This is a genomic window from Agarivorans sp. QJM3NY_30 (assembly GCF_050870855.2).
Lineage (GTDB): Bacteria > Pseudomonadota > Gammaproteobacteria > Enterobacterales > Celerinatantimonadaceae > Agarivorans.
The window spans coordinates 4,900,153-4,918,153 of record NZ_CP194038.2 but is presented as its reverse complement, the minus strand read 5'-3'; the positions used below and the strand labels follow the sequence as shown (position 1 = coordinate 4,918,153).

General features: G+C 47.1%; 21 protein-coding genes. 11 read left to right on the top strand and 10 right to left on the bottom strand.

What is annotated here, in order from left to right; all coding sequences use genetic code 11:
* Positions 1 to 29 precede the first annotated feature (29 nt).
* Genes slmA through coaBC form a run of 3 tightly spaced genes read right to left on the bottom strand, consistent with a single transcriptional unit; the run spans position 30 to position 2,361 of the window.
* The gene (gene slmA, locus ACRRSX_RS22390) at positions 30 to 623 is read right to left on the bottom strand and encodes a nucleoid occlusion factor SlmA (RefSeq protein WP_432455387.1); all 594 of its coding nucleotides are present in this window, start codon (positions 621 to 623) and stop codon (positions 30 to 32) included.
* 50 nt (positions 624 to 673) lie between these two features.
* A complete protein-coding gene (dut, locus tag ACRRSX_RS22385; protein ID WP_432455388.1) occupies positions 674 to 1,129 on the bottom strand; it encodes a dUTP diphosphatase in 456 nt (151 codons plus the stop codon).
* 5 nt (positions 1,130 to 1,134) lie between these two features.
* On the bottom strand, positions 1,135 to 2,361 hold the full coding sequence (gene coaBC, locus ACRRSX_RS22380; RefSeq protein WP_432456124.1) for a bifunctional phosphopantothenoylcysteine decarboxylase/phosphopantothenate--cysteine ligase CoaBC: 1,227 nt from the start codon (positions 2,359 to 2,361) through the stop codon (positions 1,135 to 1,137).
* 119 nt (positions 2,362 to 2,480) lie between these two features.
* On the opposite strand from coaBC, the gene radC reads away from it, so the two are divergent.
* From radC to mutM, 5 genes are all read left to right on the top strand, one after another.
* Entirely contained in the window at positions 2,481 to 3,155 is a 675-nt protein-coding gene (gene radC / locus ACRRSX_RS22375; RefSeq protein WP_432455389.1) for a RadC family protein, read from the top strand.
* Between the two features lie 133 nt (positions 3,156 to 3,288).
* Positions 3,289 to 3,525, top strand: coding sequence for a 50S ribosomal protein L28 (gene rpmB / locus ACRRSX_RS22370; RefSeq protein ID WP_432455390.1), 237 nt, complete (start codon positions 3,289 to 3,291; stop codon positions 3,523 to 3,525).
* Positions 3,526 to 3,548: 23 nt separating this feature from the next.
* A complete protein-coding gene (gene rpmG, locus ACRRSX_RS22365; RefSeq protein ID WP_285762680.1) occupies positions 3,549 to 3,704 on the top strand; it encodes a 50S ribosomal protein L33 in 156 nt (51 codons plus the stop codon).
* A 137-nt stretch (positions 3,705 to 3,841) separates the two neighbouring features.
* Positions 3,842 to 4,303 (top strand): hypothetical protein, encoded by a 462-nt coding sequence (locus ACRRSX_RS22360; protein ID WP_432455391.1) that lies wholly within the window; start codon positions 3,842 to 3,844, stop codon positions 4,301 to 4,303.
* Positions 4,303 to 5,115 (top strand): bifunctional DNA-formamidopyrimidine glycosylase/DNA-(apurinic or apyrimidinic site) lyase, encoded by an 813-nt coding sequence (mutM, locus tag ACRRSX_RS22355; RefSeq protein WP_432455392.1) that lies wholly within the window; start codon positions 4,303 to 4,305, stop codon positions 5,113 to 5,115. The genes ACRRSX_RS22360 and mutM overlap by 1 nt, the downstream gene beginning before the upstream one ends.
* A 37-nt stretch (positions 5,116 to 5,152) precedes the next feature.
* Here the strand turns inward: mutM and coaD are convergent, their stop codons facing one another.
* A complete protein-coding gene (gene coaD / locus ACRRSX_RS22350; RefSeq protein WP_432455393.1) occupies positions 5,153 to 5,638 on the bottom strand; it encodes a pantetheine-phosphate adenylyltransferase in 486 nt (161 codons plus the stop codon).
* A 121-nt stretch (positions 5,639 to 5,759) separates the two neighbouring features.
* Between coaD and ACRRSX_RS22345 the strand changes: the two genes are divergently transcribed.
* Positions 5,760 to 6,803 (top strand): glycosyltransferase family 9 protein, encoded by a 1,044-nt coding sequence (locus ACRRSX_RS22345; protein ID WP_432455394.1) that lies wholly within the window; start codon positions 5,760 to 5,762, stop codon positions 6,801 to 6,803.
* Positions 6,800 to 7,873, top strand: a complete 1,074-nt coding sequence (locus tag ACRRSX_RS22340; RefSeq protein ID WP_432455395.1) for a glycosyltransferase family 9 protein — start codon at positions 6,800 to 6,802, stop codon at positions 7,871 to 7,873. The genes ACRRSX_RS22345 and ACRRSX_RS22340 overlap by 4 nt, the downstream gene beginning before the upstream one ends.
* Positions 7,874 to 7,875: 2 nt before the next feature.
* On the opposite strand, the gene ACRRSX_RS22335 is transcribed toward ACRRSX_RS22340, so the two are convergent.
* Together ACRRSX_RS22335 and ACRRSX_RS22330 are read right to left on the bottom strand one after the other, a co-directional pair.
* Positions 7,876 to 8,655, bottom strand: coding sequence for a glycosyltransferase family 2 protein (locus tag ACRRSX_RS22335; protein ID WP_432455396.1), 780 nt, complete (start codon positions 8,653 to 8,655; stop codon positions 7,876 to 7,878).
* On the bottom strand, positions 8,652 to 9,698 hold the full coding sequence (locus ACRRSX_RS22330) for a glycosyltransferase family 9 protein (RefSeq protein WP_432455397.1): 1,047 nt from the start codon (positions 9,696 to 9,698) through the stop codon (positions 8,652 to 8,654). Before ACRRSX_RS22330 ends, ACRRSX_RS22335 begins: the two co-directional genes overlap by 4 nt.
* A gap of 89 nt (positions 9,699 to 9,787) precedes the next feature.
* Between ACRRSX_RS22330 and ACRRSX_RS22325 the strand changes: the two genes are divergently transcribed.
* Positions 9,788 to 10,507 carry a 3-deoxy-D-manno-octulosonic acid kinase gene (locus ACRRSX_RS22325; protein WP_432455398.1) on the top strand — a complete coding sequence of 240 codons (720 nt, stop codon included), beginning with the start codon at positions 9,788 to 9,790 and terminating at the stop codon, positions 10,505 to 10,507.
* On the opposite strand, the gene waaA is transcribed toward ACRRSX_RS22325, so the two are convergent.
* The 4 genes from waaA to rfaD are packed head-to-tail and all read right to left on the bottom strand — an operon-like array spanning position 10,504 to position 14,866.
* Positions 10,504 to 11,760 carry a lipid IV(A) 3-deoxy-D-manno-octulosonic acid transferase gene (gene waaA, locus ACRRSX_RS22320; RefSeq protein ID WP_432455399.1) on the bottom strand — a complete coding sequence of 419 codons (1,257 nt, stop codon included), beginning with the start codon at positions 11,758 to 11,760 and terminating at the stop codon, positions 10,504 to 10,506. The two genes, ACRRSX_RS22325 and waaA, sit on opposite strands and share 4 nt — an antisense overlap.
* Before the next feature lie 11 nt (positions 11,761 to 11,771).
* Entirely contained in the window at positions 11,772 to 12,815 is a 1,044-nt protein-coding gene (locus ACRRSX_RS22315) for a glycosyltransferase family 9 protein (RefSeq protein WP_432455400.1), read from the bottom strand.
* 13 nt (positions 12,816 to 12,828) lie between these two features.
* Entirely contained in the window at positions 12,829 to 13,866 is a 1,038-nt protein-coding gene (gene waaF / locus ACRRSX_RS22310) for a lipopolysaccharide heptosyltransferase II (RefSeq protein ID WP_432455401.1), read from the bottom strand.
* A 43-nt stretch (positions 13,867 to 13,909) separates the two neighbouring features.
* A complete protein-coding gene (gene rfaD / locus ACRRSX_RS22305) occupies positions 13,910 to 14,866 on the bottom strand; it encodes an ADP-glyceromanno-heptose 6-epimerase (protein WP_432455402.1) in 957 nt (318 codons plus the stop codon).
* A 156-nt stretch (positions 14,867 to 15,022) separates the two neighbouring features.
* Between rfaD and ACRRSX_RS22300 the strand changes: the two genes are divergently transcribed.
* From ACRRSX_RS22300 to tdh, 3 genes are all read left to right on the top strand, one after another.
* Positions 15,023 to 15,667 (top strand): TetR/AcrR family transcriptional regulator, encoded by a 645-nt coding sequence (locus ACRRSX_RS22300; protein WP_432455403.1) that lies wholly within the window; start codon positions 15,023 to 15,025, stop codon positions 15,665 to 15,667.
* Positions 15,668 to 15,749: 82 nt separating this feature from the next.
* Positions 15,750 to 16,943, top strand: a complete 1,194-nt coding sequence (locus ACRRSX_RS22295) for a glycine C-acetyltransferase (RefSeq protein ID WP_432455404.1) — start codon at positions 15,750 to 15,752, stop codon at positions 16,941 to 16,943.
* A gap of 2 nt (positions 16,944 to 16,945) precedes the next feature.
* On the top strand, positions 16,946 to 17,971 hold the full coding sequence (gene tdh, locus ACRRSX_RS22290; protein ID WP_432456125.1) for an L-threonine 3-dehydrogenase: 1,026 nt from the start codon (positions 16,946 to 16,948) through the stop codon (positions 17,969 to 17,971).
* Positions 17,972 to 18,001 lie beyond the last annotated feature (30 nt).

The window sequence follows — 18,001 nt, the reverse complement described above, 5'->3', positions numbered from 1 at the left end:
TTTGTCGGCTTCATCTGGGAATTAAAGATCTAAGCGCGCATCAGTTGTTGCTTTAAAAAGCCCCAGTGGATGTCAAATTGTTCGGTGGGGGCGAGTTTAAATTCACTGCGTACATATTGGCTAATGCGCCCTTCGCTATAGGCGAGGAGTAAGGTGGCAAGGCTGTTCTCTTCAATTAAGAAGCCCTGTCCTTCTCGCAGTCGCCGCTCTCGTAGCACTTGCTTCAGCTGAACTTCTATTTTGTCAAACAGCACACTCACTCGGGCACGTAAACGCTCGTGTTCGCCCTGTAAGGCATCACCAGTAAGAATGCGGCTTAAACCGGGGTTACGTTCAGCAAACCCCAGCAGTAGCATCAGGATGTGCTGACAGCGATTTAGGGTATCTTTTTGCTCTTCTTGAATCAGATTGATCCGAGATAATAAGGTTTCTTCAATAAATTCTATCAAACCTTCAAACATGCGTGCTTTGCTTGGAAAGTGTCGATAGAGTGCGGCTTCTGAAACACCGACTTCTTTGGCTAAATTCGCGGTGGTAATCCGTTGGCCATGGCTGGTCTCTAACATTCTTGCCAAGGCTTGGAGGATCTGTTCGCGGCGATTGCTTTTTGGTTTTCCCGCCATTGTTATAATTATCCTTTTATTATTTATTAGCGTACTGCATCTGAACCAATTTAATGTTTACCTGAATGGCCAAACCCACCTTCTCCGCGTTGGCTTGCATCGAAGTCTTCCACAATCTCGAAGCTGGCTTGCACCACGGGTACAAAGACCAGCTGGGCGATCCGCTCACCGGGTTCGATGGTGAAAGTGCTTTGTCCCCGATTCCAGCAAGACACCATCAACTGTCCTTGGTAATCGGAGTCGATTAGACCTACCAGATTGCCTAAGACGATGCCGTGTTTATGGCCTAAGCCGGAACGTGGCAAGATGGTGGCCGCTAAGCCGGGATCGGCAATATGAATTGCCAAACCAGTAGGAATTAGTTCTGTTTGACCAGGGGCTAGTTCCAGAGCTTGATCCAGACAGGCACGCAGATCCATGCCTGCCGAGCCGGGAGTTGCGTATTCAGGCAGCGGAAAAGTACTGCCAATTCGAGGGTCTAGTATTTTAAGTGCTATTTGTTTCATGCTTATTATTTTATTTGTTGTAAAGAGTAGTGCTCGGCGATCAACGCGAGTAGTTGTTCGGCCAATAAGGTCTTGTCAGCGAGGTCTAATTGCTGTTGTCCATTTGGCCAAAATACCGTTAAGGCATTTTGTTCACTATTAAAGCCCTGTTCGGGATTAGATACGTCGTTGGCCGCAATCATATCTAAGTTTTTGCGCTTTAATTTGTCTTTGGCGTAACTGGCGACATCTTGGGTTTCGGCGGCGAAGCCTACCGTAAACGGTTTCTCTTTTTGGCCGGCGATGGTGGCCACAATGTCTGGGTTTTTAACTAGCTGTAGCTGCAGTTGTTGTTGGTCGTCAGTTTTTTTGATCTTTTGTTCGGCAACGGTAGCCACTCGATAATCGGCGACTGCTGCGCAAGCGATGAAAATGTCGCTACTCGCGGTCTCAGCTAAAGCCGCTTCGAGCATTTGCTGAGCGCTTTCTACGGCGACTTTGCGTACCCCTACTGGAGTGGCTAAGTTGACTGGCCCAGCGATCAAGCTGACTTCGGCACCTAGTTGTTGAGCGGCTCGCGCTAAAGCAAAGCCCATTTTTCCTGAGCTATGATTACTGATATAACGCACCGGATCAATGGCCTCACGGGTTGGCCCGGCGGTAATCACAACTCTTCGCCCAGCTAAACTTTGCGGCTGGTCTAAGGCCGCGAAATGTTGCTGAATATGTGTTAGCAGTTGAGCTGGTTCAAGCATTCTGCCTGGCCCTACATCGCCACAGGCTTGTTCGCCTTGAGCAGGCCCCCAGATAGGGACGCCGCGTTGCCGAAGGACCGCTAGGTTTGCTTGAGTGGCCGCTGCGAGATACATTTGTTGATTCATGGCTGGCGCGAGGGCGACTGGTGCGCTGGTGGCTTGTAATAAGGTACTCACCAAATCATCGGCGATGCCATGGCAAAACTTTGCAATCACATTGGCTGTGCCGGGGGCCACCAATACTAAATCCGGCCACTTGGCGTAGGCAATGTGGCCCATAGAGCCTTCTTGACTTGGGTCAACCACTTTAAGGCCGACCGCTTCGCCAGAGACAGCTTGCAAAGTTAAGGGAGTGATAAAGTGGGTGGCGTGTTCGGTCATCACTACTTTGACTTGCGCGCCTTGGTCTTTTAAGCGCCGCACCAACTCTGGTATTTTATAGGCTGCAATCCCACCAGAGATTGCGAGCAGAATTTTCTTTCCCGTTAACATGCTGATACCGAAATAATAATCACCGTCTAGTATCGGCAAGCCTACCATAAAACTTAAGTTCTCCGCATAGACAAGACTGCAGATTCGGCTACCTTTATTATATTGACTTTTTTGTAATTAAAATAATGGCTATATCTGATTGGCCTGCCGAGCAGCGGCCTAGAGAAAAATTATTGGCGCAAGGCGCAGCGAGTTTAAGTGACGCAGAGTTATTAGCCATTTTTTTACGGATTGGTTGCGCTGGAATGGATGCGGTGAGTTTAGCGCAGCATTTACTCCAACAATTTGGTTCGTTACGGGCGATTTTGTCGGCGGATCAGGCAACTTTTTGTGCCGAGCGAGGCATGGGAAGCGCAAAATATGCACAATTACGTGCAACAATTGAAATGAGTCGTCGTTATTTGTTGGCCGAGATCAGTGAAAAAAGTGTGCTGGATAGCGCTGAATCGGCCAAAAACTACCTTTCTATGGAATTATCTCACCAACAACGTGAAGTATTTGCAATATTGCTATTGGATAATCAGCATCGAGTGTTACAATTCGCGCCGTTATTTTTCGGAACGATTGATGCTGCCAGTGTTTATCCACGGGTAGTGGTACAGCGTGTATTAGAAAAAAATGCCGCTGCGGTAATATTTGCCCATAACCATCCTTCGGGTGTGGCCGAACCAAGTTTGGCCGATAGGCAAATTACTACTAAATTAATCAAGGCCTTAGCACTGATTGATGTGCGAGTTTTAGACCATGTTGTTGTCGGCTGTGGAGAGACAATGTCTTTCGCCGAGCGAGGTTGGATCTGATCTTTGTTCAATTTTTAGTTGATCTAGGGTTCTATTTCCTGTATAAAATGCGGCCTTTCTGTCGTCCCGGGCGACGGCCTAACGGGGCATGAACAGATGCTCGAGCAGAAGTATTTATTTGGAGAAGACTGACATGTCTAGAGTATGCCAAGTTACTGGTAAGAAGCCAGCTGTTGGTAACAACGTATCGCACGCAAAAAACCGCACTCGTCGTCGTTTTTTGCCTAACCTTCAATCTCACCGTTTTTGGGTAGAGAGTGAAAAACGTTTTGTTAAATTACGTGTATCGACTAAAGGTATGCGCATCATCGACAAAAAAGGTATCGACGCTATTTTAGCCGAGATGCGTGGTCGTGGTGAGAAGGTATAAGGAACTAAAAAATGGCTAAAGGTATTCGCGAGAAAATTCGTTTGAACTCATCAGCTGGCACTGGTCACTTCTATACCACTGATAAGAACAAACGTAACATGCCTGAAAAAATGGAAATCAAAAAATTTGATCCCGTTGTTCGCAAGCACGTTATGTACAAAGAAGGCAAAATCAAATAGATTTTGGCTTTGATGTAAAGAAGCTCAGCTTAGGCTGGGCTTTTTTTTTGGCTTTTTTTCGCCCCGCTGAATGAGTCAGAGGGTTTACTCGTGAATTACTTCCCGCTTATGATGAATGGATAAAAGGGAGATATCCGATGAAAATGAGCCGCCGAGGCTGGAATAACATTATTATCTTTGCCGTTGCGGCGATGATTTTGGTTTTTAAGTATGTCGAGATTAACGATAAGTCGGTGAGTGTTGAGGCAAGTGCAGCTCAGCAGCTGTTGCCTGTTGGCGCCACGATTTTGCGGATAGAGCTGCCAGATTTGCTAATTGAACGCTTAGGCACCGAATGGCGCAGCAAGCCCGTAATTGACCACCCTATTGCGGTGGTTGATGCATGGCTGCATGTGCAACTCGAACCTTGGCCAAACGCCGTAGGCGGTGCGGCTCGGAGTCACATTATTCAAGTTTATTTGGCTAATTTAGCGAGTCCTTTACAACTCACCTTGTTTGAATTGGGCGATCAACGGATGATCACCAATTGGCAGGGGCAGTTATTTCAACTTGATCAAGCCAGCTACAGTGCCTTGTTCCCTCATTTAAGTGAAAGCTGATGCCTGAGTTACCCGAGGTAGAGACCAGCCGCCGCGGCATTAGTCCACACTTGCTGCAGCAAACGATTAGCGCGATTGTGGTTCGCCAGCCGCAGTTACGTTGGCCAGTACCCGAATTGATCCAGTGTAATGTGGGTTTGTCCGTGTTAAGCATTCGCCGCCGAGCCAAGTATCTGCTGATTGAAACCGAAGCGGGCTACATTATCATTCATCTGGGGATGTCGGGCAGCCTAAGGGTACTGGAACAAGCGGTTGCAGCGGGAAAACATGATCACCTCGATATGCAATTTGCCAATGGAAAGGTGCTGCGTTTTAATGATCCTCGACGGTTTGGCTGCGTATTGTTTACTCCGCTTCCTTTAGAGGAGCATCAGTTGTTCGTAAACTTAGGCCCGGAACCTTTAGAAGAGGATTTCTCGAGTGCTTATTTAATTGCTAAGGCGGCAACACGTAGTGTGGCGATTAAGCAGTTTATTATGGATAACAAGGTGGTGGTGGGCGTGGGGAATATCTATGCCAATGAAGCCCTATTTCGAACCGGGATCCATCCAAAACGCGCCGCCAACAAGGTTAGTAAAGTTCGCTTAAAACAACTGACCGAAAATATTAAACAAGTATTAGCCGAGGCCATTGAGCAAGGCGGCACCAGCTTAAAAGATTTTACTAATGTGGATGGTAAGCCAGGCTATTTTAAACAAACTTTGGCGGTATATGGCCGTGAAGGTGAGCGCTGTGATTGCTGTGGTGAGCTGATTAAGGCACTACGAATAGGGCAGCGTAATACTTTTTTCTGCCCACATTGCCAGCGCTAATTGAAGTTAAGCAGCAAGCGATGCTGCCCTTCGGTGGTTAATTAGTTGCGAGCTTTTGGGCCACGGCTTCGGCGACATGCGGCGCAACAAAGCGGTTGATATCGCCGCCATGTTTAGCGACTTCTTTAATCAAGCTGGAAGAGATGAAGGAGACGCCTTCGCCAGGCGTTAAAAAAACACTTTCCAGGTTGGGATCTAGCTGTCGATTCATGTCGGCTAGTTGTAATTCGTATTCAAAGTCAGAACCGGTGCGCAGGCCTCGTAACAGGACGCTGGCATTTTGTTGTTTCGCTAAGTTAACTAATAGGCCTGTAAAACCAATCACTTCAATGTTGCTGCTTGTGCCGATGCTTTGCTCAAGTAATTGAACCCGCTCGGTTAAGCTGAACAGCGGTTGTTTACTTGGGCTGGCAGCAACCGCGACGATAACTTTGTCGAACATGCGAGCGGCTCGTTGAATGAGATCGCTATGGCCGTGAGTCACGGGATCGAAGGTGCCGGGGTAAATAACTCGAGTAGTCATGAATATCTGCCAATGATAAATGTTAGCGGGATTATAACCTGCTCACAGGGCTGGGGGAAAATTCTTGAGCCTGTCATAAAGATTCGTCACAATGCGCAAGCTTGAAGATAAAGGTTAAATAATGCAAAAGTTGTTGGTGGTACGAAATGACAAAATTGGTGATTTTATGCTGGCTTGGCCCAGTTTTGCCATGTTGAAATTGTCGATGCCTAATTGTGAAATTACGGCCTTGGTGCCGAACTATACCGCGCCTTTGGCGGAATTATGCCCTTGGATCGACAAGGTGATCATTGATTGCGGTAGCACCGCAAATTCGGCGGCTCAAGCGAGTTTGCTTAAGCAGGTGAAACAGCAAAAATTCGACGGTTATTTGTGTTTATTTTCTAATCTTCGCAATGCTTGGCTTGGTTTTCGTGCCAAGATCTCAAACCGTTGTGCTCCGGCGACTAAGCTGGCGCAATTCCTTTATACTCAGCGCGTGGTACAGCGCCGTTCTCGCTCGCTAAAACCCGAGTATCAGTATAACCTGGATTTGACCAAGGCATTTCTAGAGCAGCATGGCTATTCTGCGCAACAGCCTTCGGGGCCATATCTGCAGTTCGCGACTGAAGTATTAACACAGCGCAAACAGCAGCTATTTGCTGATAAAGACTCACTGGTGATGGTACATATTGGCAGCGGTGGGTCGGCTAATAACCTTAGTTTAGAGCAGTATGTGAGTTTGATTGATTGTTTGGCGAAACTCAATGCAGAATTGTATTTTGTGATCACCGCAGGCCCTGGCGAATTGGTAGCAGCGCAAGAGTTGGTGAGTGAGCTGGAACATTTAGACGTGGCATATTGTTTGTACTTCTCTGAAGATGGATTAGCGGCTTTTTGTGAAGTATTAGCCTGTGCAGACTTGTTTATTGCTGGCTCTACAGGCCCTTTACATATTGCCGGTGCCATTGATGTGCCCACCGCAGGTTTTTTTCCAAATCGAACCAGCGCCACTCCGTTACGCTGGCGTCCGCCTAATAGTGAAGGACGCCACCTATGTTTTTCTCCGCCAGAAGGAGAGTTAACCCAAGAAGATATGAGTTTGATTAATGTGAGTGATTCAGCCCTAAAAATTAATCGTTGGTGGCGTAAGCTGCAGTTATCGCAAGGTGTTAGGCTATCATGAGCCTAATCAAGCGGATTCGCACTGCTTTACGTCAATTTGATAGTAAACGGCGTGAGCGCTCCATTGGCCTTGAAGTCGCCTTTTTAAAGTTACTCGGGGGGCGTAAGGGTCGATTAACTGAACGCCTCCAGAAGTCACAAATTAAACGGGTATTGATTATTCGAAATAACAAGCGCATTGGGAATATGTTCTTCTTATTGCCTTTTGTTAATTATGTTCAAGCCTTGTACCCAGACGCAGAAGTTGAGTTATTACTCAGTGACCCTTGGCAGGGGAAAGTCTTTGAAAACCTGGGATTAAAAAATATTCATTTCTCGCAATTTGGTCTAAAAACCATTCCCGCCTTTATTCGCTCCATACATCAACTACGAAAACATTCTTATGATTTAATTTTGTTGCCTTACGGCGGCTCCAGCGACCGGATTGTTGCGGCCTTAACGGAAGGGAAGAATGTGCATGCTTTTGACGGTCCGGCCGATGCTGCGGTATGCAGTCATACGGTTAAGTACCAACATAAATACTCGCACTATGCTTTGGGATGTTTGGAGCTATTAGAGTATTTAGGTTTACCCCCGGTAGCACACGCCAGTGCGTGCCTAAAGCTCAGTCATAGCGAGCAACAGTATGCGGCAGAGCAACTTAAGCAAATGCTCGGTGAACATCATCATAAGCCTTGCCTTGCCTATTTTAGAGGGGCGCGTGGTAGCAAAATAGTTGACGATGAAAAATGGCAGGTATTGTTGGCTAAGTTTAAACAATACTACGCGGGTGAATTAAATGTGATTGAAATTTTGAGCCCTGATATTGCGGAGCCTTTGAGCCACACTCATTTTACTTATCTGAATCGTGACTTACGGCAACTGGCTGCATTTTTACAGCAAGTTTCCTTATTCATTTGTGGCGATACTGGCCCTTTACATCTGGCCAGCGCTGCTGGTGCGCGTTGTGTTGGTTTGTTTACCATGACCAATGTGATGCAATATGGCTGCTTGGGTGAGCATGTTGTGAATATTTGCGATTTAGATGCGCTGCAGCCCCAACCCGTGCTGAGGCAGCTAGGCTTGAGTTAAGCTTATTTACGATAGTGGTGATCATGTTGCCTTGCCCACAGGTCGGCATATTTTACGAAAGTAGAGTGGGCCGACAGGAGTGCAATTAATAAACCTTGTTTCCCGTCTAAAAAGCCACGTTTGAGTAGGTACATTTTGGTGAAGCAACCGAGCGCGTGTAATAAGCCTTGGCCGAGAGATGCTTTTTTACCTTTGGCTTCTCGCTGGTCGGCCCATGCCTTAGCGTAACCCGCCGATTTTACCAAGTAGTGTTCAAGATTTCGGTAGGAATAATGCAGGATATCACCGTCTAATTCGGCGATCTGGCAGTTCGCAGGAACAATCACCGATTCATGCACTAGATTATCGTTGTATTGGGTTAAATGACGTGGATAAAGTCGAATATGTCGGTAATACCAGCCCGAATGTTTAAGAAACCGACCAAATACCCAAGTGAGTTCATTTAAGTTGAATACAGTATGGCTGGGAGGAGCGTTTAGCATATTTTCAATGCTGCTACGTAAGGTCGAATCGATACGTTCATCGGCATCTACTGCTAAGATCCAATCGCCGGTGGCGTAGCTTTGAGCGAGCTGTTTTTGTTTGCCAAAGCCAGGCCATTCATGATTGCTATACACGTCTTGAGTATATTGCTTTGCCAGTTCAATCGTGCCATCGTTGCTGCCTGAATCAAGCACCACTATTTGGTCAACCCAAGTTAAACTTTCCAGACAATCCTTTAAGCTTTCTTGTTCATTTTTAGTAATGATAATTGCCGATATGGTAGCTCTTGCTTGACTCATGATAGCTGCTCTTTTTCTAATATTTCAAACATATGAATAACTGATTCTAGTGTGATCTGTTGCATTGCATTGGGATCTTTTACGCGGCTGCGCCAGTTAAGCTGCGCAACGGACTTGCCTTGCTCTTGTTCAATACACTGTTGCCAAACACTCACCACGTAGTTGCGATAGTGATAAGGCCCGGTGCGTTGCGGGTTGTGATGTGCATACAGGCCGAGCACCGGGGTATTCACCGCCACTGCCATATGAGCGGGACCCGTATCGGGAGAAACTAGCAGTGTTGCTTCGGCCACCAAGGCCCACAATTCGAGCAAGGATGTTTGCCCACAAAGATTATTGAGTTGCCCTTGGCTGGCGAGGTTCACTTGTTCGGCTAAAGTCATCTCCTGGGGGGCGGGACTGCCGATTAAACTGACTTTGTAGCCTTTGGCTTGGGCAAATTGGGCGAATGCCGCATAACCTTCAATAGTCCAGTTTTTATAGGGTTTACTGGCCGCGGGGCAAATTAATAGATGTCGCCCTTCCCCCAGTAAGTGCTTGGCTTTATTGTGTAATGTAGCACTTAATGGGACGTGCCAACGGGGCGGCTGAGCTTGGATATCTAGTTGATTTAAGAATTGTAAAAATCCGTCTAACACGTGGGGCGAGGGGGCTTTGGCTATTTTTTCATTAGTGAATATCCATTGACCATCTTTGGCGCGACTGCGATCGAAACCGATCCGACGTTTTGCGTTAATGCAACAACTCACAAGGCTGGCTCGTAGGGCAGCCTGCATATGTAAAAGAACATCAAATTGTGTATCGCGTAGTTGTTTTCTGAGTTGGATTAGTCCTTTAATACCCTGTTTTTTATCATAAATAACAATATTTATGTTATCGAAAAGTGCTAACATTTGCGCTTCGGCTTTACCGCAAACCCAGGTGATTTGTGCTTGTGGCCAAGCTTGCTGCAGTTGCTGTACGACTGCTAATGCATTGCAAACATCACCGATTGCCGAAAGGCGTAAGATACAAACTTTTTGTGCGGGTTGAATTGAGTTCATCTTGGTTAAGCTGGCGAATTTTCTTAAGTATTATGCTTTTTGCAGCCTGCGATGTAAAATCGCCCAGATATATTCCATAAGCGATAGTTATGCAGATAGAAAAGCAACGCACAAATGAAGGATGGTTGTTCTACAACCCCGCTGAATGGCAAGAGGTAAGTGACGTTTACTTTGAAGCACGCCATTGGCAACAAAATCGAGCGGTGGTTGGACAAGCCATGGGCCGTGGTAAGACTTTGTTTTTTCGTTATCTCCATCGGGAGTTTGTATTGCGCCATTACCATCGAGGTGGCCTCGTCTCCAAGGTGAGTAATGATCGTTACTTTTATGTTAGTTTGAAGCGTAGCCGAGTGTGGCGAGAGTTTGTGTTATTGATGCAATTGCAAACGTTGGGATTGCCCGCACCAACGCCGATTGCTGGACGTATTAAACGACAGGGGTTCAGTTTTCAAGCCGACTTGATTATAGAACGGATCCATGGCGCTCGAGATCTGGCCCAGCTATTGAGTGAGAAACGTTTGCCAGTTTCTTTATGGCGTCAAATGGGGGAAACCATTGCCGCGTTTCATAAGGCGGGAGTGAATCACGCCGATCTAAATCTACGTAATATCATGATTGATACCAATGACAAAGTGTGGCTGATCGACTTCGATAATGGGGCGATTTGCCGTCCTCGTAAACGCTGGCGGCAAGAAAATATAACCCGGCTACTCCGCTCCTTGGTGAAAGAACAAGCCAAGCCAGGCTATTGTCATTGGTTAGAATCTGATTGGCTAAACTTAGTGGATGCATACCAAAAAGCGCTTTAAAGTGTTTTGAGTGCCTTTAAACTTCGCTGGAGTGCGCCTTGGTTTTGTTTGACCACCGTTAAGCCTGCAGCCCCCGCCTCTGCGGCCAGCTGTGGCTGACTCAGCCATTGGTTTAGCCAAGTTGCCAGTTGGCTGCTATCGGCGCTTAGTTTCAGCGCCCCACAACTTTGTAGCTGTTGGCTGATGTCGGAGAAGTTGAAATCAAATTCTCCGGCAATGCAAGGGAGGCTCATGGCCGCCGCCTCCAAATAATTGTGCCCGCCAATGGGAACCAGTGAGCCTCCTACAAAGGCGATATCTGCGCAGCCGTACATCAACATCATTTCTCCCATGCTATCGGCTAAATATACCTGTTGTTGCGGTTCGACATGATTGTGTTTACTGCGTCGAGCAAATTTGACCTGTTGTTGATTTAATAACTCGGCCACTTGCTCGAAGCGCTCGGGGTGACGAGGTACCAAAATAAGTAGACTCGTGGGGTGTTGCTGCTGCACTTGTTGCATGATCTCAAGCACCCGCTCGTCTTCTCCCTTATGGGTGCTGGCTGCTATCCACACTGGGCGTTGGCCAAATAGCTGCGCACGTAACTGGATGGCTTGTGCTTGAATGTGCTGACAATCGGGTAAATCGTATTTAATCGAACCTGTGACCACCAGCTTTGCCGCATCGACGCCAAGTTGATTGAAGCGCTGTGCATCGTCTTGATGTTGCGCTAACACCAGTTTGAGTTTGGCGAACAGCGGCCGAGAGAATGCAGATAATTTTTGATAACGGCGACAGGAGCGTTGGGACATGCGGGCGTTTATTAGGGCCACCGGGATGTTTTTGGCGTGGCATAGGCTAAGCCAGTTGGGCCATAACTCGGTTTCCATGATCCACAGCTGCTTAGGCTGGTATTTCGCCAAAAACAAGGTAATACAGGGCCAAAGGTCAAAGGGCGCATAACGGTGAGTCACCAGCTCTGAGAGCCGCTGCTGTGCTTGCTTAGCACCCGTGGCGGTGGTGGTGGTGAGTAAAATGTTCAGCTGTGGTTGCTGCTGTTTTAGCTGCTGAATAAAAGGGGTGGCGGCAATCACCTCGCCCACCGATACGGTATGCAACCACAGGTCGACCTGAGCGATTTTTTTACCTAAACCAAAGTGTTCTGGCCAGCGTTTACCCACCACTGGTTTACCTCGTTTTGGCCAATACAATTTATACATGGCGAAAGGTAAAAATATTAGTAATAGTAGCTGATATAAACCACCAAGCATGATTGTGCCTTTTATTGCTCACTCATTGAAGCGTGAAGATATTTGTTGATGGTATGCTTAACTAACTCTGGAGTGAGTTGGTTCATACATTCATTATTCGTACATTGACGCTGGATATCGGTGCCATAACAAGGCTGACAATCCAAATTGGATAGCAGTATCTGCGAATGATTATCTTGGGTTTGATAGGGACCGGTACTATCTGGATCGGTTGGGCCGATCAGTGCAATGTTTGGGGTTTGTACCGCGGATGCGATATGAGTCGGGCCCGAATCGGTGGTGACGGCTACCACTGCATGTTCTATGAGCGCGACTAACTCACTGAGATTGGTTTTGCCTGCAAGGTTTAAGATTGACGAGCTTTTAGGCAGATCCCAAAGTTCGATTTGCTGGCGGTCTGCCTGGCTCCCCAATAGCACGATCGTCTGACTGTTTGCGAATTCCTTAATCAGTTGAATCCAATGTGCTTCTGGCCATGCCCTGTGGTTGATTTTACTCTTTTTGGAATGGCTATTCCCTGGGCATAAGACGATGTAATGCTTCGGGAGTTTAAATTTAGCCTCAATTTTAGCAAGCGGCTCACCCATGATCCGTGGGCCAATGTCTGCAATATTCAGCTGATTAAGGCTGCTTGCTAAGGACTCATTCCTTAGCAAGGCGTAAAGAGGCTGTTTCATGGTTTCTACAGCGTGCGGTACCTTGTTGCTAGTTATCGGGTGATCGTTAATTTCGAGGCGGGCTCTGGTTTGTATGGCTTTTGCCAAAGCACAAAAGGTTGGGTGATGTTCTAGATTGACCACTAAATCATAAGGTTGTTGTTTGCTGTGACGAATGATCGCTTGCTTTTCTAAGCTTATAAAAATCGGCAGTTTACGGTGTTTTAGGCTAAAGCACTGAGTCACTCGCGGATCATGTTCAAATAAACCGATGGATTTGCTACTGACTATCCAATCAAAACTCGCTTGAGGGTATGCCTGATGAAGTACCTCCATCACGGCACTCGCAAAAATAGTATCGCCTAGCGCGCCTGAACGAATAATTAAAATTCGTAGCATAAGTTTCCTATGATCATGATGTTGTGAGTAAGTTATTGATGAGCAAGATAGCTCGCTCGGGCGCTAATTCGCTTAAGCATTTTAAATGGCCAAACTGACAGGTTTTCTTAAAGCAAGGGCGGCATTCGATATCGGTGTGTAAAATTTCTGCCGTATCTGTCAGTGGCGGGGTGTATTGTGGGGACGATGAGCCATACACTGCGATTAAGGGGAGCTTTAGCGCGGCGGCGATGTGCATTAGGCCGGAGTCGTTGCTAATGGCTAAGCTGGCCAGCGCCATTAAGTCGATTGCTTCGGCTAGTTTGGTTTTACCTGCGAGATTATAACAAGCGCTTTGCGAGGCTTCCGCTAAATGAGCGATGATTTGCTCGCCTACCGCTTGATCTTTATCCGAACCGAAAATCCACACTTGACCGTTACGTTGTTCAATCCAGTGCTGGGCAACTGTTGCATAATGTTGCTCTGGCCAGCGCTTGGCGGGGCCAAATTCTGCGCCGGGGCAAAGTGCCAAAATGGGTTGAGAGTCGCTTAAGTTTAATTGGCTGAGTGCCTGTTGCTGGTTGTTTGAGTTGGCGCTTAAGGCCGGATGCTGGTAGCTCGGAAGCTTAGCGGCAGAAGTCATCGTCTGCTTTGGGTAGGCCAAAGACACATAACGTTCCACCATGAGTGGGAAGGCTTGTTTATTGCTGCGCAGGTCGTTGAGTACACCATAACGGCTCTCTCCCTTCCAGCCGGTACGGCGTTTAATGCCTGCAAACCAAGGAACCAGTGCTGCTTTGAGCGAATTTGGTTGAGTGATGGCCCAATCATAGCCTTTAGCTTTGATGGCTCTGGCGAGCTTCCAGCGCACCGCGAGTTGCAGATCACCATGGCCCAGCGGCATCCGTAAGGCATTGTCTACCTCCGGCATGCGCTCCAACATCGGACGACACCAATCGGGGGCCAATACGTCTAATTGCGCCTGCGGGTGTAGTTGTTTTAAGCTTTTATATAAACTTTGTGACATCACCATGTCACCCACCCAAGACGGGCCGACCACCAATATCTTCATGTTTTACCTGAAGGGGCCTATCGCCCCTTTTGTCGCGGGAGATTTATTTATTCAACCAAGTCATGTATTCAGCAACGCCCTCGGCGACGGTTTTAAAATCTTCGCTATAACCTGCGGCGCGTAGCTTATCGATATTGGCTTGAGTAAAGCTCTGGTAGCGACCTTTGAGGTGGTCGGGGAAGGGAATGTATTCAATTTCACCTTTTTGGTGATGTTTAATCACCGCTTCGGCCACTGAACGGAACGGTTCCGCCTGACCTGTCCCCAAATTAAAAATACCGCTTTGTTCGGGATTTTGCCAAAACCATAAGTTAACTTTAGCTACATCGCCTACATACACAAAATCGCGGCTCTGTCCGCCGTTACCGTAACCATCATAGCCTTCAAATAGTTTGGGGTTTTGCCCATCGTTGACTTGGTTGTTCAGGTGGAAAGCCACACTGGCCATACTGCCTTTGTGTTGCTCTCGTGGGCCGTAAACATTGAAGTAACGAAAGCCAACCACTTGTGACTCTATCTCTGGTAGTAAACGGCGTACGTAATTGTCGAATTGCAGTTTTGAATAGCCGTAAACGTTGAGTGGGCCTTCGTATTGTTTTTCTTCGATGAAGGTTTCGGTATCACCGTAAGTGGCCGCCGATGAGGCATACAGGAAGGGAATACGACGTTCTAAACAATAATGAAGTAATTCTTTAGAGTACTCATAATTGTTTTCCATCATGTATTTGCCATCCCACTCGGTGGTGGCAGAGCAGGCACCTTCGTGGAATATGGCTTCGATCTCTTGGCCGTATTCCGCGCCAAGGTCTTCACCGGAGACGATACGAGCGATAAAATCATCTTTGTCGAGATAATCGGCGATATCCAGATCGACTAAGTTGACAAATTTGGTGCCGTCTTTTAGGTCGTCAACCACGATGATGTCGTTATGGCCTAGCTCATTTAAGCTCTTCACTATGTTGGCGCCAATAAAGCCAGCTCCGCCGGTTACAATAATCATAATTCTACCATTCTAAAATTTGCCATGAGTGCAAGGATTTTATGCTGTGATGCGCCGAATAGCAATTGCGTGACCAGTGGAAAACAGTGAATAAAAACTGGATTTTGGAGGCGTTTACAGGTATCACAATAATATAACTGGCAACGTAACAGCTAAATGAAAACCAAAGACAAAATTATTCATGCTTCTTTGAAGTTATTTAATGAGCGTGGCGAGCGCCAAGTGAGCACTAATCATATTGCTGCTGAGTTAGGCATTAGCCCGGGAAACCTGTATTACCATTTTAGTAATAAACAGGAGATTATTCGTAGCATTTTTGAGCTTTATGCTGAGCAGCTTGATAGTAGTTTTCGCCCGCATGCCGATCAACTATTAACGCTCGATCATGTGATGCAATATTTGGATGCAAGCTTTGAACTGATGTGGCGCTTCCGTTTTATGTACGCCAATTTATTAGAGTTATTGGCCCGAGATCCCTTGCTTGAAGCCAAATATCAGGCCTTACAAACCGAGCTGGAAAAATGGAGCCGGGATATACTGGTGCAGTTTCGAGATAGTCGCTTTATTACGGGCGATGATGCCAGCCTAGTCGAATTGGCGGATAGCATTAAATTCATCATTGGTGCTTGGATCGGCTACCAGAGTGCGCAACTAAAAGGCGGACTAATCACTAAACCGCGACTCTATGAGGGGGTGTTAAAAATACTGTTTATTCTACGACCTTATTTTACAGAACAGTCGATGAGTATTTATCAGCGATTGCACCAACACTATTCAGAGTGTGCACAGCGCAAAAAATAGCATTTTATTTAGAATATAAGCTGAATTTGCCAAACAAATCACTATAATTCAGCCAGAATTCTGGCTTTTAATTAGGTGTGTTATGACGGCTTCTTTTTCTTCTTATATTCAGCAGCAATTGCAACAAGTTAAAGACGATGGCCTGTACAAACAGGAACGGGTAATTAGTTCTCAGCAGCAAGCCAATATTACGGTGGCGCAGGGCCCAGTAATTAACTTCTGTGCCAACAACTATTTGGGTTTAGCAAACTCTCCAGCCTTGATTGAAGCCGCCAAAACGGGCCTAGATAGCCATGGCTTTGGCGCCGCTTCGGTGCGCTTTATTTGTGGCACCCAAGATATTCATAAACAGTTAGAACGGGGCTTGAGTGAATTCCTTGGGATGGAAGATACCATCCTTTACTCTTCTTGCTTTGATGCCAATGCAGGTTTGTTTGAAACTTTGTTAGGCCCTGAAGATGCGATTATCTCCGATGCGCTCAATCATGCATCGATCATTGATGGGGTGCGTTTATGTAAAGCGAAACGCTTCCGTTATGCCAATAATGATCTCACCGAATTAGAGCAATGCTTAAAGGATGCCGATGCCGCTGGTGCGCGCTTTAAGCTGATCGCCACCGATGGGGTGTTTTCTATGGATGGGGTAATTGCTAACCTGCCTGGCATTTGTGATTTAGCCGACAAATATAATGCGATGGTGATGGTGGATGATTCCCACGCGGTTGGTTTTGTTGGCGCAGGGGGGCGTGGCACCCATGAGTATCATCAGGTGATGGGTCGAGTGGATATTATTACCGGTACCTTGGGTAAAGCCATGGGCGGCGCATCGGGTGGTTTTACCGCAGCTAAAAAAGAAGTGATTGATTGGTTGCGCCAACGTTCACGCCCTTATTTATTTTCCAACTCACTGGCCCCAGCCATTGTGAGTGCTTCACTTAAAGTGCTGGAACTATTGGCCGAAGGCGATGCTTTGCGCAAACAGCTGTGGGACAACGTCGCGTATTTTAGAGAGGAAATGAGCAAGGCGGGTTTTGCGCTAGGTGGTGCCGACCATGCGATTATTCCGGTGATGTTGGGTGACGCCAAATTGGCGAGTTGCTTTGCTGATAAGTTGTTAGAGCGCGGCATTTACGTGATTGGTTTTTCCTTCCCGGTAGTGCCAAAAGGCCAAGCGCGGATCCGCACTCAGATTTCTGCTGCGCACACGCGCGAGCAGTTAGCACATGCAGTAGCAGCCTTCACTGAGGTGGGTAAAGAACTAGGAGTGATTGCATGACTATTAAGGCCTTAGCAAAACTGAAGGCGGAGCCCGGCATTTGGATGACCCAAGTGGAAATGCCAGAGCTTGGTCATAACGATCTGTTAATCAAAATCAATAAAACCGCTATTTGTGGTACCGATGTCCACATTTACAACTGGGATGAGTGGTCCCAAAAAACCATTCCTGTCCCCATGGTAATTGGCCATGAATATGCCGGAGAGGTGGTCGACATTGGTCAGGAAGTGCGTGGTTTTTCGGTTGGTGATCGGGTCTCCGGTGAGGGTCATATTACCTGTGGCCATTGCCGTAACTGTCGCGGTGGGCGTACTCATTTGTGTCGTAATACCGTCGGTGTGGGGGTGAACCGCACCGGTTGTTTCTCCGAATACTTAGTGATCCCTGCGGTGAATGCCTTTAAGTTACCCGATGAAATTAGCGATGACCTTGCCGCCATTTTTGACCCTTTTGGCAACGCGGTACACAGTGCTTTATCCTTTGATCTGGTGGGTGAAGATGTACTGATTACCGGCGCAGGCCCCATTGGGGTCATGGCCGCTGCGATTTGTAGACATGTTGGTGCGCGGCATGTGGTGGTGACCGATGTGAATGATTACCGCCTCGATTTAGCCAAGAAAATGGGCGCAACGCGAGTGGTGAACGTCGCTAAGCAAGCACTGAGTGATACCATGAGCGAACTTAAGATGACCGAAGGCTTTGATGTTGGCCTGGAAATGTCAGGCGTGCCGACTGCTTTTTGCTCGATGTTAGAGCTGATGAATCATGGCGGTAAAGTGGCGATGTTGGGGATCCCTCCCAGCGACATGAGCATCGATTGGAGCCAAGTGATTTTTAAAGGTCTGGTGATTAAAGGCATCTACGGGCGAGAGATGTTTGAAACGTGGTACAAAATGGCATCTTTGGTACAATCAGGTCTTGATTTAAGCCCTATCATTACTCACCATTATCATGTTGATGATTTTCAACAAGGCTTTGACGCGATGCGCTCTGGGCAAAGCGGCAAGGTGATTTTGGATTGGACTTGATGGAAGAGCCATCTTGCTCAAATGCTAGAT

Excerpts from the sequence above, each read along its gene's own strand:
- slmA (WP_432455387.1), bottom strand. The coding sequence starts at position 623 with ATGGCGGGAAAACCAAAAAGCAATCGCCGCGAACAGATCCTCCAAGCC.
- dut (WP_432455388.1), bottom strand. The coding sequence starts at position 1,129 with ATGAAACAAATAGCACTTAAAATACTAGACCCTCGAATTGGCAGTACT.
- radC (WP_432455389.1), top strand. The coding sequence starts at position 2,481 with ATGGCTATATCTGATTGGCCTGCCGAGCAGCGGCCTAGAGAAAAATTA.
- rpmB (WP_432455390.1), top strand. The coding sequence starts at position 3,289 with ATGTCTAGAGTATGCCAAGTTACTGGTAAGAAGCCAGCTGTTGGTAAC.
- ACRRSX_RS22360 (WP_432455391.1), top strand. The coding sequence starts at position 3,842 with ATGAAAATGAGCCGCCGAGGCTGGAATAACATTATTATCTTTGCCGTT.
- mutM (WP_432455392.1), top strand. The coding sequence starts at position 4,303 with ATGCCTGAGTTACCCGAGGTAGAGACCAGCCGCCGCGGCATTAGTCCA.
- coaD (WP_432455393.1), bottom strand. The coding sequence starts at position 5,638 with ATGACTACTCGAGTTATTTACCCCGGCACCTTCGATCCCGTGACTCAC.
- ACRRSX_RS22345 (WP_432455394.1), top strand. The coding sequence starts at position 5,760 with ATGCAAAAGTTGTTGGTGGTACGAAATGACAAAATTGGTGATTTTATG.
- ACRRSX_RS22340 (WP_432455395.1), top strand. The coding sequence starts at position 6,800 with ATGAGCCTAATCAAGCGGATTCGCACTGCTTTACGTCAATTTGATAGT.
- ACRRSX_RS22335 (WP_432455396.1), bottom strand. The coding sequence starts at position 8,655 with ATGAGTCAAGCAAGAGCTACCATATCGGCAATTATCATTACTAAAAAT.
- ACRRSX_RS22330 (WP_432455397.1), bottom strand. The coding sequence starts at position 9,698 with ATGAACTCAATTCAACCCGCACAAAAAGTTTGTATCTTACGCCTTTCG.
- ACRRSX_RS22325 (WP_432455398.1), top strand. The coding sequence starts at position 9,788 with ATGCAGATAGAAAAGCAACGCACAAATGAAGGATGGTTGTTCTACAAC.
- waaA (WP_432455399.1), bottom strand. The coding sequence starts at position 11,760 with ATGCTTGGTGGTTTATATCAGCTACTATTACTAATATTTTTACCTTTC.
- ACRRSX_RS22315 (WP_432455400.1), bottom strand. The coding sequence starts at position 12,815 with ATGCTACGAATTTTAATTATTCGTTCAGGCGCGCTAGGCGATACTATT.
- waaF (WP_432455401.1), bottom strand. The coding sequence starts at position 13,866 with ATGAAGATATTGGTGGTCGGCCCGTCTTGGGTGGGTGACATGGTGATG.
- rfaD (WP_432455402.1), bottom strand. The coding sequence starts at position 14,866 with ATGATTATTGTAACCGGCGGAGCTGGCTTTATTGGCGCCAACATAGTG.
- ACRRSX_RS22300 (WP_432455403.1), top strand. The coding sequence starts at position 15,023 with ATGAAAACCAAAGACAAAATTATTCATGCTTCTTTGAAGTTATTTAAT.
- ACRRSX_RS22295 (WP_432455404.1), top strand. The coding sequence starts at position 15,750 with ATGACGGCTTCTTTTTCTTCTTATATTCAGCAGCAATTGCAACAAGTT.